Below are 16,362 nucleotides of genomic sequence, written 5' to 3' on the forward strand. Positions count from 1 at the left end.
GACCGGTCCGGCGCCCCTGACCGGCACCGCCGTTCCGGTCGGTTCCGGCCGACTTCCCGGTGGACGCCCCGGCCGGCCGGCAGCCCCGCCGGGCAGGATGCCGCCACCCCCTCCCAGGCCCTATTGACATGCTCATGGGCCCTCGGAAGCCTGTCGACCGGCATGGACGGGACAGACAACGGCAAGGGGGGTTCATGAGACGCAGGACACGAGCGACCCTCGTGGCGGCATCGCTGCTCCTCGGCGGCGTCACCGCGGCACCCTTCGCACACGCCACACCCTTCGCACCCGCACGACCGGACGCCGGCGCCGCCGACGCCTCCGAGGCGCTGACCGTATGGACCGGCGAGGTCACCCAGGCCCAGGTACCGCTGCTGCTCAAAGCGGGCGTCGACGGGCACGAGCTGGGCCGGCCCGCCGGGGACCGCGCCGTCCCGGTCGAGCTCTACCTCACCCCCCGGCAGGCGAACGAACTGCGCGGCCAGGGCGTGAAGCTCACCGAGAAACGGATGTCACCCCGCGCCCGCGAGCGCCTCAAGGCGGCGGGCGACGGCGTCTTCCGCCCGTACAGCGGCCCCAAGGGCCTCCAGCGGGAGATCGTCGACACCGCCCGGGCCCACCCCGGGCTCACCAAGGTCGTGAGCATCGGCAAGACCGTCCGCGGGCAGGACATCCTCGCCCTCAAGGTCGGCAAGAACGCGGCCGGGAGCCGGGACGGCTCCAAGCCCGCCGTCCTCTACATGTCCAACCAGCACGCCCGGGAGTGGATCACCCCGGAGACCACCCGGCGGCTGATGCACCACTACCTCGACCGCTACGGCAAGGACCGGCGGATCACCCGGCTCGTGGACCGCACGGAGCTCTGGTTCCTGCTCTCCGCCAACCCCGACGGCTACGACCACACCTTCAAGGGCCCCGAGACCCGGTTCTGGCGGAAGAACCTGCGCGACAACAACGGCGACGGGAAGACCACCGCGGGCGACGGTGTCGACCTCAACCGCAACTTCCCCTACAAGTGGGGCTACGACAACGAGGGTTCGTCCCCCGACCCGGCCTCCGAGACCTACCGCGGCCCGGCCCCGGCCTCCGAGCCCGAGACCAAGGCGCTGGACGCGTTCCAGAAGCGGATCCGCTTCTCCTACGCGATCAACTACCACTCGGCCGGGGAGATGCTGCTCTACGGCGTCGGCTGGCAGGTCGCCACGCCCACGCCCGACGACGTCCTCCTCAAGGCCCTGGCCGGCACCCCGGAGAAGTCCGCGATCCCCGGCTACCGGCCGCAGCTCTCCTCCGAGCTGTACACCACCAACGGCGAGGCGGACGGCCACGCGGCCAACGCCAACGGGACGCTGATGTTCACCCCGGAGATGTCGACGTGCCGCACCGCCTCGCGCGCCGACACCTCCGGCCGCTGGGACCCGGCCGACTGCCCGTCCGAGTTCGCCTTCCCGGACGACGAGAAGCTCGTCAAGGCGGAGTTCGCCAAGAACCTGCCGTTCGCCCTCTCCGTCGCCGAGACCGCCGCCCGCGGCGACCGCCCGGCCTCCGTCACCGGCCTGGACGCCCCTGACTTCACCCCGCACACCTTCACCGCCTCCTACGCGCGCGGCACCGGCCAGACCGTCGCCGTCACCGCCCGCAAGAGCGTGCGCGACAAGAAGCTCAACTACCGCGTCGACGGCGGACGGACGCACACCGCCGCCGTCAAGCCGTGGAAGGGCGGCAAACGCTACGGCGGACACGACAACGTCCGCTTCGACGAGTACCGGGGCACGGTCCCCGCCGCCCGCGAGGGAGCCAGGGTGGAGGTCTGGTTCACCGGGCGCACGGCGGAGGGCGGGACGACCCGCAGCAAGCCCTTCACCTACACCGTCTGGCACCGCCCGCAGGCCGACACCCTCGTCATCGCCGACGAGGGCGGCACCACCCCGGCCCGCCACCCGGTGACGTACACCGAGGCCCTCGACGCCGCCGGCCGCAAGGGCCTGATCTGGGACGTGGCCCGCGACGGCACCCCCGACCCGCTCGGCGTCCTCTCGCACTTCACGACGGTCCTCTGGTACACGGGCGACAACAAACCGAGCGGCGGCACCCTGCTCGCCGTCCGCGACTACGTCAACGAGGGCGGCAAGCTCATCACCCTGGGTGAGAAGGCCGGCGGCGCGACCCGGGTCGGCCGGGCCGAGACGGACGACTTCGCCCAGTACTACCTGGGCGCCTACGCCCGCACCCAGCTGAAGCACCCGAAGCGCTTCGCCGGCACCGGGCCGCTGGCCGGCGTCCGCGCCGACCTCGCCGACGCGCCGGGCAACCCGCTCGACGCCGCCGGCGCCCACGTCGTCACCTCCGACACCCTGCGCTCCCGCGACTTCCCGCAGTTCCGCAGCGCGGCGGCCGGCGACTACCCCGGCGTCCGGACCGCGTACGAGCCGTGGGCCGGAAGCTGGATGGCCGCCGCCCGGCACAAGGACCGGTCCTGGATGCGGCTGGCCCGCACCGTCGACCTGACCGGCGTCCGCGCCGCCGCCAAGCCGGCGCTCGGCCTCCGCCTCAGCCTCGACACCGAGCCGGGCTACGACCACGCGATCGTCGAGGCGCACACCGTCGGCCGCAACGACTGGACCACCCTGCGCGACACGAACGGCGGTACGACCGACGAGGTTCCCCAGGGCTGCGCCGCGCTGGTCTCGGCCCACCCCTTCCTCAAGCACTACCTCACCGCGGCCGGCGAGGACTGCGCCGCCCGCGGCACCAGCGGCGCCTGGCACCGCTTCAGCGGCACCACCCAGGGCTGGCACTCCGCCTCCTTCGACCTGAGCGCCTACGCGGGGAAGAAGGTCGAGCTGGCCGTCTCCTACGTCACCGACGCCGGCACCGGCGGCCGGGGCGTACTCCTCGACGAGGCCCGGGTCACCGGCGCCGACCGGGCGGCCGAGGGTTTCGAGAGCGGTTCCCTGGGCACCTGGAAGACTCCCGGATCACCCGCCGGGAGCGCCCGGAACGCCGGTGACTGGGCGGCCTCCCGGGCCCTCGCCCACTCGTCCGCCGCCGTCGTCACCCCCGACACCGCGCTGCTGGGCTTCGGCCTGGAGCACGTGCGGGACGGCGGGCAGCGCGTGGCTCTGCTACGCGCCCTCCTGCGCGCCGTGCACGGCTGACGGAGGGGCGCTCCTACGGGAGGTAACCCCTTGTGGTAACGGTCCGCGCCCCCGCTCCGAGGGGGCGCGGACCCCTGTCCCACCAGGGCCCGCCAATGTCACGTACGTCCCGTGTTGGGGGTAGGGTCGGTGGTGGTCGGGGACATCCCATTACAGTCGCCGGGACAGACCGGCACACCAACGAGGAGATCGGTTCGTGACGATCCGCGTAGGCATCAACGGCTTTGGCCGTATCGGTCGCAACTACTTCCGTGCGCTCCTGGAGCAGGGTGCGGACATCGAGATTGTCGGTGTCAACGACCTGACCGACAATGCCACTCTCGTCCACCTGCTGAAGTACGACTCGATCCTGGGCCGTCTGGACGCCGAGGTCAGCCACACCGACGACTCGATCACCGTCGGTAACCAGACCTTCAAGACGATGGCCGAGCGCGACCCCGCCAACCTGCCCTGGGGCGAGCTGGGCGCCGACATCGTCATCGAGTCGACCGGCATCTTCACCAAGCGCGAGGACGCCGCCAAGCACCTCGCCGCCGGCGCGAAGAAGGTCCTCATCTCGGCTCCGGCCAAGAACGAGGACATCACCATCGTGATGGGCGTCAACCAGGACAAGTACGACGCGGCCAACCACCACGTCATCTCCAACGCCTCCTGCACCACCAACTGCGTGGCGCCGATGGCCAAGGTCCTCGACGAGAGCTTCGGCATCGTCAAGGGCATGATGACGACGGTCCACGCGTACACCAACGACCAGCGCATCCTGGACTTCCCGCACTCCGACCTGCGCCGCGCCCGCGCCGCCGCGGAGAACATCATCCCCACCTCGACGGGCGCCGCCAAGGCCACCGCCCTGGTCCTCCCGCAGCTGAAGGGCAAGCTGGACGGCATCGCCATGCGCGTCCCGGTCCCGACCGGCTCGGTCACCGACCTCGTCCTGGAGCTCGAGCGCGAGACCACCAAGGAAGAGATCAACGCCGCCTTCCAGAAGGCCGCCGAGGGCCAGCTGAAGGGCATCCTCGAGTACACCGAGGACCCGATCGTCTCCTCGGACATCGTCAACTGGCCGGCCTCCTGCACCTTCGACTCGCTGCTGACCATGGTCCAGGGCAAGCAGGTCAAGGTCGTCGGCTGGTACGACAACGAGTGGGGCTACTCCAACCGTCTGGTGGACCTCACCGTCTTCGTCGGCGGTCAGCTCTGATCCCGGCCTGACGGCTACGCCCACCGGCACAGCGATGCAGCGGACGGGGCTCGAACGGCGCGACGAAGCGCCGTCCGGGCCCCGTCCCATGACCCTTACGGACGTCACCGGAGTCACGGCATGAAGACGATCGACGAACTCATCGAGAGCGGCGTCGAGGGCAAGCGGATCTTCGTCCGCGCCGACCTCAACGTGCCCCTGGAGGGCACCACCATCACCGACGACGGCCGCATCCGCGCCGTCGCCCCGACGATCGCCAAGCTCGCCGCGGCGGGCGCCAAGGTGATCGTCGCCTCCCACCTGGGACGTCCCAAGGGCGCCCCGGACCCCGCGTTCTCCCTGGCCCCCGTCGCCGTGCGGCTCGGTGAGATCCTGGGCAAGGACGTCTCGTTCGCCGCCGACACGGTCGGGGACAGCGCGAAGGCCACCGTCGCCGCACTGGCGAACGGCGAGGTCACGCTGCTGGAGAACCTCCGTTTCAACGCGGGCGAGACCAGCAAGGACGACGCCGAGCGCGGCGCGTTCGCCGACGCCCTCGCGTCGCTGGCCGACCTCTACGTGGGCGACGGCTTCGGCGCCGTGCACCGCAAGCACGCCTCGGTCTTCGACCTGCCGGCGCGCCTGCCGCACGCCGCGGGCGACCTCATCGCCACCGAGGTGGCCGTCCTGAAGAAGCTGACCGAGGACGTCAAGCGGCCGTACGTCGTGATCCTCGGCGGCGCCAAGGTCTCCGACAAGCTCGGGGTCATCGACCACCTGCTGGAGAAGGCCGACCGCATCCTCGTGGGCGGCGGCATGGCGTACACCTTCCTCAAGGCCAAGGGCCACGAGGTCGGCATCTCGCTGCTCCAGGAGGACCAGATCCCGGCCTGCCTGGAGTACCTCGCCCGGGCCGAGAAGCGCGGTGTGGAGTTCGTCCTCCCGGTGGACGTCCTGGTCTCCGCCGACTTCCCGGACCTCAAGGGCAAGACCCCGGCCAACCCGGACCTCGTCGCCTCGGACGCCATCCCGGCGGACAAGGAGGGCCTCGACATCGGCCCGAAGACCCGGGAGCTGTACGCCTCGAAGCTCGCCGACGCCGGCACCGTCTTCTGGAACGGCCCGATGGGCGTCTTCGAGCACCCCGACTACGCGAACGGCACCAAGGCCGTCGCGCAGGGCCTGCTGGACTCGCCGGGCTTCACCGTCGTCGGCGGTGGCGACTCGGCCGCGGCCGTGCGCATCCTGGGCTTCGACGAGAACGCGTTCGGCCACATCTCGACCGGCGGCGGCGCCAGCCTCGAATACCTCGAGGGCAAGACGCTCCCCGGCCTCGCCGCACTGGAGGACTGAACCACTGTGAGTGCTCGTACCCCGCTGATGGCGGGCAACTGGAAGATGAACCTCAACCACCTTGAGGCCATCGCCCACGTCCAGAAGCTCGCCTTCGCCCTCGCGGACAAGGACTTCGAGGCCGTCGAGGTCGCCGTCCTGCCGCCCTTCACCGACCTGCGCTCGGTCCAGACGCTGGTCGACGGTGACAAGCTCAAGATCAAGTACGGCGCGCAGGACATCTCCGCGCACGACTCCGGCGCGTACACCGGGGAGATCTCCGGCCCGATGCTCGCCAAGCTGAAGTGCTCCTACGTGGCCGTCGGCCACTCCGAGCGCCGCCAGTACCACGGCGAGTCGGACGAGCTCTGCAACGCCAAGGTCAAGGCCGCCTTCAAGAACGGGATCACCCCGATCCTCTGCGTCGGTGAGGGCCTGGACGTCCGCAAGGCGGGCAACCAGGTGGCGTACACCCTGGCGCAGCTCGACGGCGGTCTGAAGGACGTCCCGGCCGAGCAGGCCGAGAACATCGTCATCGCCTACGAGCCCGTCTGGGCCATCGGCACCGGCGAGGTCGCCACGCCCGAGGACGCGCAGGAGGTCTGCGGGGCCATCCGCGGCCGGCTCGCCGAGCTCTACAGCCGGGAGCTGGCCGACAAGGTCCGCATCCAGTACGGCGGCTCGGTGAAGTCCGGCAACGTCGCCGCGATCATGGCGCAGCCCGACGTGGACGGCGCCCTGGTCGGCGGTGCCGCGCTGGACGCCGACGAGTTCGTCAAGATCGTTCGCTTCCGCGACCAGTAGCGGTATCCCGACGGGCCCCGCCCGTCGTACCCTGTCGGGGCCGGGACCGGCGCAAACGCGCCGCCCGGCCCCGCAGCGTCATCGTCCAGTGTCCGTCCGTGACAGTCCGAGAGAGTTGGTCCAGCCGTGGTCATGGGGTTCTCGATCGCCCTCATCGTCTTCAGCCTGCTGATGATGATGCTGGTGCTCATGCACAAGGGGAAGGGCGGCGGCCTGTCCGACATGTTCGGCGGCGGTATGCAGTCCTCCGTCGGCGGTTCCTCGGTCGCCGAGCGCAACCTCGACCGCATCACCATCGTCGTGGGCCTGCTGTGGTTCGCCTGCATCGTGGTACTCGGGCTGCTGATGAAGTTCGACAGCTGACGCTCCGTCGCACCCTCGGCCTATGATGGTGACCGCGTCTTCACGGCCGGTCGGTAACTCCTGCCGCTGGACGCGCGTTGGGCCTTACGTAGACTGGGGCGCCCGCGGCGGAGCGGACTGTCACGCTCCGCGGCACCATCACGCAGGGAGTTACGACCGTGGCAAGTGGCAACGCGATCCGAGGAAGCCGGGTCGGGGCGGGGCCTATGGGGGAGGCGGAGCGGGGCGAATCAGCGCCGCGGCTGCGCATCTCCTTCTGGTGCTCGAACGGGCACGAGACGCAGCCGAGCTTCGCCAGCGACGCGCAGGTGCCGGACACCTGGGACTGCCCGCGCTGCGGCTTCCCGGCCGGCCAGGACCGGGACAACCCCCCGGACCCCCCGCGCACCGAGCCCTACAAGACGCACCTCGCGTACGTCCGGGAGCGGCGCAGCGACGCGGACGGCGAGGCCATCCTCGCCGAGGCGCTGGCGAAACTGCGCGGGGAGATCTGAGGATCGCCCTCCGCGACCGCGCGTGAAACGGCACAAGACGACCGGCCCGGCCGGAAGGTCACCACCTTCCGGCCGGGCCGGTCGCGTTCCCGGGCTCTCCGGGCCGATTCCGCCGGGTGATGCCGCGCGCCGGAATGGGCATCCGATCAATTAGGTTGGTGTGAGGCGAGAGCTACGAGAAGAAGTGGACTGATGTCCGAAATGAACGCTGAGGCCCGTAACAGGCTCGACCGCATGCCCGAGTGGAACGCGCTGTCCAAGCACCGGGACGAGCTGGGGGACGCGCACCTCCGCGAGCTGTTCGCGGAGGACCCGCGGCGGGCGGAGAAGTACGCGCTGACCGTCGGCGACCTCTACGTCGACTACTCCAAGCACCTGGTCACGGACGACACCCTGCGGCTGCTGCGCGAGCTCGCGGCGGCCGCGGGCGTAGCGGAGCTGCGGGACGCGATGTTCCGGGGCGAGAAGATCAATACGACGGAGGGCCGCGCGGTGCTGCACACCGCCCTGCGCGCCCCGGAGTCGGCGGTGATCGAGGTGGACGGGGAGAACGTCGTCCCCGCCGTGCACGCGGTGCTGCGCAAGATGCGGGACTTCGCCGGGCGGGTCCGTTCGGGGGAGTGGAAGGGCCACACCGGCAAGCGCATCCGTAACGTCGTCAACATCGGTATCGGTGGGTCGGATCTCGGTCCGGCGATGGCGTACGAGGCGCTGCGGGCCTACACGGACCGCGAACTGACGTTCCGTTTCGTCTCCAACGTGGACGGCGCGGACCTGCACGAGGCCGTGCGGGACCTGGACCCGGCCGAGACGCTGTTCATCGTCGCGTCGAAGACCTTCACCACCATCGAGACCGTCACCAACGCCACGTCCGCGCGGAAGTGGCTGCTGGCGGGGCTCGGGGCGGGCTCCGAGGCGGTCGCCAAGCACTTCGTGGCGCTGTCCACCAACGCCGAGAAGGTCGCCGACTTCGGCATCGACACGGCCAACATGTTCGAGTTCTGGGACTGGGTCGGCGGCCGGTACTCGTACGACTCGGCCATCGGGCTCTCCCTGATGATCGCCATCGGCCCGGACCGCTTCCAGGAGATGCTCGACGGCTTCCACCTCGTCGACGAGCACTTCCGCACGGCGGCGCCCGAGGAGAACGTGCCGCTGCTGCTCGGTCTGCTCGGTGTCTGGTACGGCAACTTCCACGACGCGCAGTCGCACGCGGTGCTGCCCTACAGCCACTACCTGTCGAAGTTCACGGCCTACCTCCAGCAGCTGGACATGGAGTCCAACGGCAAGTCGGTGGACCGGGACGGACGGGCCGTCGGATGGCAGACCGGGCCGGTGGTGTGGGGGACGCCCGGCACCAACGGGCAGCACGCTTACTATCAGTTGATCCATCAGGGGACCAAGCTCATCCCGGCCGATCTGATCGGGTTCGCCCGGCCTGTCGACGAGCTGGAGCCTTCGCTCGCCGCTCAGCACGATCTGCTGATGGCCAATCTGTTCGCGCAGGGGCAGGCGCTCGCCTTCGGCAAGACGCCGGAGGAAGTGGCGGCGGAGGGGGTTCCGGAAGAGCTCGTGCCGCACAAGACGTTCCGGGGGAACCACCCGACGACGACGATCCTGGCGGATGCGCTGACGCCTTCCGTGCTGGGGCAGTTGATCGCGCTGTACGAACACAAGGTGTTCGTTCAGGGGGCGATCTGGAACATCGACTCGTTCGATCAGTGGGGGGTGGAGCTGGGGAAGGTGCTCGCGAAGCGGGTCGAGCCGGCTCTGTCCGAGGGGGCCGCTGTCGAGGGGCTGGACGCGTCCACCTCCGCGCTCGTCGCCCGGTACCGGGCGGTGCGGGGGCGCTGACGCGCCCCTGGGGGTTGCCCCTGTCCCGCCCTCTCACCGTTTCTTGCGGGGGCGGGGCCCCCGCACCCCCGAGCGCGCCTGCGGCGCGCGTCCTCAAACGCCGGACGGGCTGAATAGCCCGTCCGGCGTTTGAGGACAACCGCGCGGAGCGCGGTTTCAGAGGGTGCGGGGCCCTGTCAGGGCGACGCCGGCGGATACAGATCCCGCGGCAGCTGTGAAGCCGCCGGCTGGTCGAGCAGCCAGAGCGTCCGGCGGCGGCCGTACGCGCCGGCCGCCGGAGCCTGCACCTCGCCCGCCCCGCTCAGCGCGAGCGCCACCGCGTTGGCCTTGTCCTCGCCCGCCGCCAGCAGCCAGACCTCCCGCGCCGCGCGGATCGCCGGCAGGGTCAGGGAGATGCGGGTGGGCGGCGGCTTCGGGGCGCCGTGGACGCCGATGACCGTGCGCTCCGTCTCCCGGACGCCGGGGAGCTCGGGGAAGAGCGACGCGACGTGGGTGTCGGGGCCGACGCCGAGCAGGAGGACGTCGAAGGAGGGCACGGGGCCGTGGTCCTCCGGGCGGGCGGCGGCGGCCAGTTCGGCCGCGTACGCCTCGGCCGCCGCGTCGGCGTCGTCGTACCGGCCGTCGGCCGCGGGCATGGCGTGCACGCGGGCCGGGTCCAGGTCGACGGCGTCCAGCAGGGCCTGGCGCGCCTGGGTGACGTTGCGCTCGGCGTCGCCGTCCGGCAGGTACCGCTCGTCGCCCCACCACAGGTCGAGGCGCGACCAGTCGACCGCGTCCCGGGCGGGCGCGTCGGCGAGGGCCGCGAGCAGCCCGTTGCCGTTGCGCCCGCCCGTGAGGACCACGGACGCCGTGCCGCGCGCGGCCTGGGCGTCCACGATCTTCGTGATCAGCCGGGCCGCGGCGGCCCGCGCCATCAGCTCCTTGTCGCGGTGGACGACGATCTGCGGCGCGGGGCTCACTTGGAGGCCGCCTTCTTGGACGCGCTCTTCTTGGGAGCGGGCTTGTCCTCGGACGCGGGCTTGGCCTCCGAGGTCTCGGGGGCCGCCTGCGCCTCGGGGGACTCCGGCTGCGCGCCCGCCGCCGGGCGGACCGCCGCCGCCTCGCCCAGCCGCTCCACGCCGTACTTCAGCGCGGACTCGTAGATGTCGTCCGGGTCGAGCCGGCGCAGCTCCTCGGCGAGGAGCTCGGCGGTCTCGCGCCGCTTGAGCGCGACGGCGCGGTCCGGCTGGCCCTTCATGGTGAGCTTGGCCAGCGAGCCGTCCGGGCGGTCCAGGATGATGACGCCGTCCTTGGTCTCCAGGCGGACGGCGGTGAGGCCGGGCCCCTCGGAGACGGTGCGGCGGGCCTGGACGCCGAGGCGGTCCGCGAGCCACATGGCCAGCAGCTCGCCGCTGGGGTTGTAGCCCTCGCCCTCGACCTCGGCGCCGGTGACCTCGACGGCCTGCTGGTCCAGGGCCGCCGCGAGCATCGAGCGCCACGGGGTGATCCGGGTCCAGGCCAGGTCGGTGTCGCCGGGCGCGTAGTTCGCGGCGCGGGCCGCGAGCTCCGAGACCGGGTCCTCGGCCGCGTAGGTGTCGGTGACCCGGCGCTGGGCGAGGACGCCCAGCGGGTCCTTGGCCGGGTGCAGCGGCGAGTTGACCGGCCACCAGACGACCACGGGGGCGTCCGGCAGCAGCAGCGGCAGTACGACCGACTGGGCGTGGTCTATGACCTCGCCGTAGAGCCGGAGGACGACCGTCTCGCCGGTGCCGGCGCTGGTGCCGACGCGGACCTCGGCGTCCAGCCGGGCCTGCGCGCGGTCGCGCGGGGAGCGGCTGACGCGCTTGATGACGACGAGCTTGCGCGACGGGTGCTCGCGGGACGCCTCGTTGGCGGCCTTGAGCGCGTCGTAGGCGTGCTCCTCGTCGGTGACGATGACCAGCGTGAGGACCATGCCGATGGCCGGGGTGCCGATGGCGCGGCGGCCCTGGACCAGAGCATTGTTGATCTTGCTGGCCGTGGTGTCCGTGAGATCGATCTTCATGGCCGGCGCCAGCTCCGTCCGTCTCGTGCGAGCATCTCGTCCGCCTCGACCGGGCCCCAGGTGCCGGCCGGGTAGCGGGCGGGCGTGCCGTGCTTGTCCCAGTACTCCTCGATCGGGTCGAGGATCTGCCAGGACAGTTCGACCTCCCGCAGGCGCGGGAAGAGGTTGGCGTCGCCGAGCAGCACGTCGAGGATGAGCCGCTCGTACGCCTCCGGGCTGGACTCGGTGAACGACTCGCCGTAGGCGAAGTCCATCGAGACGTCCCGGACCTCCATCGAGGTGCCCGGCACCTTGGAGCCGAACCGCAGGGTGACTCCCTCGTCCGGCTGCACCCGGATGACCAGGGCGTTCTGCCCCAGCTCCTCGGTGGCGGTGTCGTCGAAGGGGGAGTGCGGGGCGCGCTGGAAGACGACCGCGATCTCGGTGACGCGGCGGCCGAGCCGCTTGCCGGTGCGCAGGTAGAAGGGGACGCCCGCCCAGCGGCGGTTGTCGATCTCCAGCTTGATGGCCGCGTAGGTGTCGGTCTTCGAGTGCGGGTCGATGCCCTCTTCCTCGCAGTACCCGACGACCTTCTCGCCGCCCTGCCAGCCGGCCGCGTACTGGCCGCGGACGGTCTCCTTGCCCAGGTCCTTGGGGAGCCGGACGGCGCCCAGCACCTTGGTCTTCTCGGCGACCAGGGCGTCCGCGTCGAAGGAGGCGGGCTCCTCCATGGCGGTCAGCGCCAGCAGCTGGAGCAGGTGGTTCTGGATGACGTCGCGCGCGGCGCCGATGCCGTCGTAGTAGCCGGCCCGGCCGCCGATGCCGATGTCCTCGGCCATGGTGATCTGCACGTGGTCCACGTAGGACCGGTTCCAGATCGGCTCGAAGAGGGTGTTGGCGAAGCGGAGCGCCAGGATGTTCTGGACGGTCTCCTTGCCCAGGTAGTGGTCGATCCGGAAGACCTCGTTGGGCGGGAAGACGTCGTGGACGATGCTGTTGAGCTCCTGGGCGCTCTTCAGGTCGTGGCCGAACGGCTTCTCGATGACCGCGCGCCGCCAGGACTTCTCCGTCTGCTCGGCCAGGCCGTGCTTCTTGAGCTGCTGGACGACGGTGGGGAAGAACTTCGGCGGGACCGAGAGGTAGAAGGCGAAGTTGCCGCCCGTGCCCTGCGCCTTGTCGAGCTCCTCGATGGTCTCCTTGAGGGTCTCGAACGCGGCGTCGTCGTCGAAGTCGCCCTGCACGAAGCGGCAGCCCTGCACCAGCTGCTGCCACACCTCCTCGCGGAAGGGCGTGCGCGCGTGCTCCTTGACGGCGTCGTGCACGATCTGCGCGAAGTCCTCGTTCTCCCAGTCGCGGCGGGCGAAGCCGATGAGGGAGAAGCCCGGCGGCAGCAGACCGCGGTTGGCGAGGTCGTAGACGGCGGGCATCAGCTTTTTACGGGACAAATCGCCCGTGACGCCAAAGATGACCAGGCCGGACGGCCCCGCGATACGCGGGAGCCGCCGGTCCTGTGCGTCACGCAGCGGGTTGCTGCGGATCAATTCATGCCTCCGGTGCGAGGCGCTTGAGCTCCGCCTCCGTCGACTTGAGCAGGTCGTTCCAGGACGCCTCGAACTTCTCGACGCCCTCGTCCTCCAGCAGCTGGACGACCTCGTCGTACGAGATCCCCAGCTTCGCCAGCGCGTCGAGCTCGGCCTTGGCCTGCTCGTACGTGCCGCGGACGGTGTCGCCCTTGACGTCGCCGTGGTCGGCGGCGGCCTCCAGGGTGGACTCCGGCATGGTGTTCACCGTGTTCGGGGCGACCAGGTCGTCCACGTACAGGGTGTCCTTGTACGCCGGGTCCTTGACGCCGGTCGACGCCCACAGCGGACGCTGCTTGTTGGCGCCGGCCTTCTCCAGGGCCAGCCAGCGGTCCGAGGAGAAGACCTCCTCGTACGCCTGGTAGGCGAGGCGGGCGTTGGCCAGCGCGGCCTTGCCGCGGAGCGCCTTGGCCTCCTCGGTGCCCAGCGCGTCCAGGCGCTTGTCGATCTCGGTGTCCACGCGGGACACGAAGAAGGACGCCACCGAGTGGATCAGCGACAGGTCCAGGCCGGCCGCCTTGGCCTTCTCCAGACCGGTCAGGTAGGCGTCCATGACCGCGCGGTAGCGCTCCAGCGAGAAGATCAGCGTGACGTTGACGCTGATGCCCAGGCCGAGGGTCTCGGAGATGGCCGGCAGACCCGCCATGGTCGCCGGGATCTTGATCAGGGTGTTGGGGCGGTCGACCAGCCACGCGAGCTGCTTGGCCTCGGCCACGGTGGCGTGGGTGTCGTGCGCCAGGCGCGGGTCCACCTCGATGGACACCCGGCCGTCCTGGCCGTCCGTGGCGTCGAAGACCGGCCGCAGGATGTCGGCGGCGTCACGCACGTCCGCCGTCGTGATCATGCGGATGGCCTCCTCGACGGTGACCTTGCGGACCGCGAGGTCGGACAGCTGCTGCTCGTAGCCGTCGCCGCTGGAGATCGCCTTCTGGAAGATCGACGGGTTGGTGGTGACACCGACCACGTGGCTGTCGTCGATCAGCTCGCGCAGGTTGCCGGACGTGATGCGCTTGCGGGACAGGTCGTCCAGCCAGATCGCGACGCCTTCCTCGGAGAGGCGCTTGAGTGCGTCTGTCATGGGTTCTACATCTCCTACTGGATCGTGTGCTTGCGCGTCAGCGGCGGCCGGCGTCGGCCAGCGACTCGCGGGCGGCCTCGACGACGGCTTCCGAGGTCAGGCCGAACTCCTGGAACAGCACCTGGTAGTCGGCGGAGGCGCCGAAGTGCTCCAGCGAGACGATGCGGCCGGCGTCGCCGACGTAGCGGTGCCAGGTCAGGCCGATGCCCGCCTCGACGGCCACGCGGGCCTTGACGTCCGGCAGCAGCACGCCGTCGCGGTACGCCTGGTCCTGCTCCTCGAACCACTCCAGGGACGGCATCGAGACCACACGGGTCGGGACGCCCTCGGCCTGCAGGGTCTCGCGGGCCTCGACGGCCATCTGGACCTCGGAGCCGGTGGCGATCAGGATCACCTGGGGACGGCCGCCCTCGGCCTCGAACAGCACGTAGCCGCCCTTGGCCGCGCCCTCGTTGGCCTCGTACGTCGGGACGTTCTGGCGGGTGAGGGCCAGACCGTGCGGCGCGGGGTTGGTGGCGTGGCGCTTCATGATCTCGCGCCAGGCGATGGCCGTCTCGTTGGCGTCGGCCGGGCGGACCATGTTCAGGCCCGGGATGGCGCGCAGCGCGGCCATGTGCTCGACCGGCTGGTGCGTCGGGCCGTCCTCGCCGAGGCCGATGGAGTCGTGCGTCCACACGTAGGTGACCGGCAGCTTCATCAGCGCGGCCAGGCGGACGGCGGGGCGCATGTAGTCGGAGAACACCAGGAAGGTGCCGCCGTAGACGCGGGTGTTGCCGTGCAGCGCGATGCCGTTCATGGTCGAGCCCATGGCGTGCTCGCGGATGCCGAAGTGGATCGTGCGGCCGTAGGGGTTCGCCTCGGGGAGCGGGTTGCCCTCCGGGAGGAACGACGAGGACGCGTCGATCGTGGTGTTGTTCGAGCCGGCGAGGTCGGCGGAGCCGCCCCACAGCTCGGGGATGACGCCGCCGAGGGCCTTGAGGACCTCGCCGGACGCCTTGCGGGTCGCGACGGACTTGCCGGCCGGGAAGACCGGGAGGACCTTCTCCCAGCCGTCGGGCAGCTCGCCCGCGTTGATCCGGTCGAACTCGGCCGCCCGCTCCGGGTTGGCCTCGCGCCACTTGGCGAGCTTCTTCTCCCAGGTGGCGTGGGCCTCACGGCCGCGGTCGACGACCTTGCGGACGTGCGCGAAGACGTCGTCGTCGACCTGGAAGGTCTGCTTCGGGTCGAAGCCGAGCACCTCCTTGGTCGCGGCGACCTCGGCGTCGCCGAGCGCCGAGCCGTGCGCGGCCTCGGTGTTCTGCGCGTTCGGGGCCGGCCAGGCGATGATCGTGCGGGCCGCGATCAGGGAGGGACGCTCGGTCTCCTCCTGCGCCGCCTTCAGCGCCGCGTACAGCGCCTGGACGTCGAAGTCGCCGTTGGCGGCCTGCTCGATGCGCTGGACGTGCCAGCCGTAGGCCTCGTACCGCTTGAGGACGTCCTCGGAGAGGGCCGTCGCGGTGTCACCCTCGATCGAGATGTGGTTGTCGTCGTAGAGGGCGACGATGTTGCCGAGCTTCTGGTGGCCGGCCAGCGAGGACGCCTCCGCGGAGATGCCCTCCTCCAGGTCGCCGTCCGAGACGATCGCCCAGATGGTGTGGTCGAAGGGCGACTCGCCCTTCGGGGCCTCCGGGTCGAACAGGCCGCGCTCGTAGCGGGCGGCCATCGCCATGCCCACGGCGTTGGCGATGCCCTGGCCCAGCGGGCCGGTGGTGGTCTCGACACCGCGGGTGTGGCCGTGCTCCGGGTGGCCCGGGGTCTTGCTGCCCCAGGTGCGGAAGGCCTTGAGGTCCGAGAGCTCCAGGCCGTAGCCGGCCATGAAGAGCTGGACGTACAGCGTGAGGCTGGTGTGACCGGGAGAGAGGACGAAACGGTCGCGGCCGGTCCAGTCGGCGTCGCTCGGGTCGTGCCGCATCAGCTTCTGGAAGAGCAGGTAGGCGGCGGGCGCCAGGCTCATGGCCGTGCCGGGATGGCCGTTGCCGACCTTCTGCACGGAGTCCATGGCCAGGACGCGGGCGGTGTCGACGGCCCGCTGGTCCAGTTCGGTCCACTCGAGGTCTGTGGTGGTCGGCTTGGTGCTCACCCTAGGTCAGGGCTCCTCTCCACATGGTTTCTCTGCCGGGGGCGGTATGTTCCGCCACGACGCGGCGGTCCCGAGCCTACCCCCGAGGGAACGCCCGTTTTTTCCGCGTGGTCCCGGTGGACGGTCGACAGCTGTCCGGCTGCCCCCGGCACGCCCCGGGCAACCGGATCGGGGTGGTAAAGATTCCCGGCCGACGGGTGTCGGTCATGTGTCAAGCGTGCGGTCTGGCGCCGGTGCGCGCCTCTCGGAGGGCGTCCGCGGGGCACTCGCCCGGAGTGCGCCGGGGGCCGCCGGGGGCCGTGATCGCCGCGGCCGCGCCGGGAGTCCGCCGCGCGTCCGCCGCGATTCTCCCGGCATTCCCCCGGCCTCGCCCCGGCCTTCCCCCGGCCTTCCTCCCG

At 71.0% G+C, this 16,362-nt stretch carries 12 protein-coding genes; 7 read left to right on the forward strand and 5 right to left on the reverse strand.

Going from position 1 to position 16,362, the window contains the following annotated elements:
• The first annotated feature begins 194 nt into the window (after positions 1-194).
• The 7 genes from ACSNOK_RS09015 to pgi all read left to right on the forward strand — a co-directional run bounded on the left by ACSNOK_RS09015 (position 195) and on the right by pgi (position 9,185).
• Positions 195-3,158, forward strand: coding sequence for a M14 family zinc carboxypeptidase (locus ACSNOK_RS09015; RefSeq protein WP_436780078.1), 2,964 nt, complete (start codon positions 195-197; stop codon positions 3,156-3,158).
• Between the two features lie 196 nt (positions 3,159-3,354).
• Complete coding sequence (gene gap / locus ACSNOK_RS09020) at positions 3,355-4,359, forward strand: type I glyceraldehyde-3-phosphate dehydrogenase (RefSeq protein WP_185943719.1); 1,005 nt, start codon at positions 3,355-3,357, stop codon at positions 4,357-4,359.
• Positions 4,360-4,479: 120 nt separating this feature from the next.
• The gene (locus tag ACSNOK_RS09025) at positions 4,480-5,691 is read left to right on the forward strand and encodes a phosphoglycerate kinase (RefSeq protein ID WP_436780079.1); all 1,212 of its coding nucleotides are present in this window, start codon (positions 4,480-4,482) and stop codon (positions 5,689-5,691) included.
• A 6-nt stretch (positions 5,692-5,697) separates the two neighbouring features.
• Positions 5,698-6,474 (forward strand): triose-phosphate isomerase, encoded by a 777-nt coding sequence (tpiA, locus tag ACSNOK_RS09030; protein ID WP_436780080.1) that lies wholly within the window; start codon positions 5,698-5,700, stop codon positions 6,472-6,474.
• Between the two features lie 132 nt (positions 6,475-6,606).
• Positions 6,607-6,837, forward strand: coding sequence for a preprotein translocase subunit SecG (gene secG / locus ACSNOK_RS09035; protein ID WP_040890769.1), 231 nt, complete (start codon positions 6,607-6,609; stop codon positions 6,835-6,837).
• Between the two features lie 158 nt (positions 6,838-6,995).
• Positions 6,996-7,331, forward strand: a complete 336-nt coding sequence (locus ACSNOK_RS09040) for an RNA polymerase-binding protein RbpA (protein WP_003957010.1) — start codon at positions 6,996-6,998, stop codon at positions 7,329-7,331.
• 201 nt (positions 7,332-7,532) lie between these two features.
• Positions 7,533-9,185 (forward strand): glucose-6-phosphate isomerase, encoded by a 1,653-nt coding sequence (gene pgi, locus ACSNOK_RS09045; protein WP_436780102.1) that lies wholly within the window; start codon positions 7,533-7,535, stop codon positions 9,183-9,185.
• A 176-nt stretch (positions 9,186-9,361) separates the two neighbouring features.
• Here the strand turns inward: pgi and pgl are convergent, their stop codons facing one another.
• From pgl to tkt, 5 genes are read right to left on the reverse strand one after another with little or no spacing between them, the layout of a single operon-like run.
• Entirely contained in the window at positions 9,362-10,144 is a 783-nt protein-coding gene (gene pgl, locus ACSNOK_RS09050; RefSeq protein WP_436780081.1) for a 6-phosphogluconolactonase, read from the reverse strand.
• Positions 10,141-11,208, reverse strand: a complete 1,068-nt coding sequence (gene opcA, locus ACSNOK_RS09055) for a glucose-6-phosphate dehydrogenase assembly protein OpcA (protein WP_436780082.1) — start codon at positions 11,206-11,208, stop codon at positions 10,141-10,143. Before opcA ends, pgl begins: the two co-directional genes overlap by 4 nt.
• Positions 11,205-12,728 carry a glucose-6-phosphate dehydrogenase gene (gene zwf / locus ACSNOK_RS09060; RefSeq protein ID WP_436780083.1) on the reverse strand — a complete coding sequence of 508 codons (1,524 nt, stop codon included), beginning with the start codon at positions 12,726-12,728 and terminating at the stop codon, positions 11,205-11,207. The genes opcA and zwf overlap by 4 nt, the downstream gene beginning before the upstream one ends.
• A 1-nt stretch (position 12,729) precedes the next feature.
• The gene (tal, locus tag ACSNOK_RS09065; protein ID WP_436780084.1) at positions 12,730-13,845 is read right to left on the reverse strand and encodes a transaldolase; all 1,116 of its coding nucleotides are present in this window, start codon (positions 13,843-13,845) and stop codon (positions 12,730-12,732) included.
• A gap of 37 nt (positions 13,846-13,882) precedes the next feature.
• Complete coding sequence (gene tkt, locus ACSNOK_RS09070; RefSeq protein ID WP_436780085.1) at positions 13,883-15,964, reverse strand: transketolase; 2,082 nt, start codon at positions 15,962-15,964, stop codon at positions 13,883-13,885.
• Between the last annotated feature and the right edge of the window lie 398 nt (positions 15,965-16,362).

The sequence above is a fragment of the Streptomyces sp. URMC 126 genome (assembly GCF_051386555.1).
Lineage (GTDB): Bacteria > Actinomycetota > Actinomycetes > Streptomycetales > Streptomycetaceae > Streptomyces.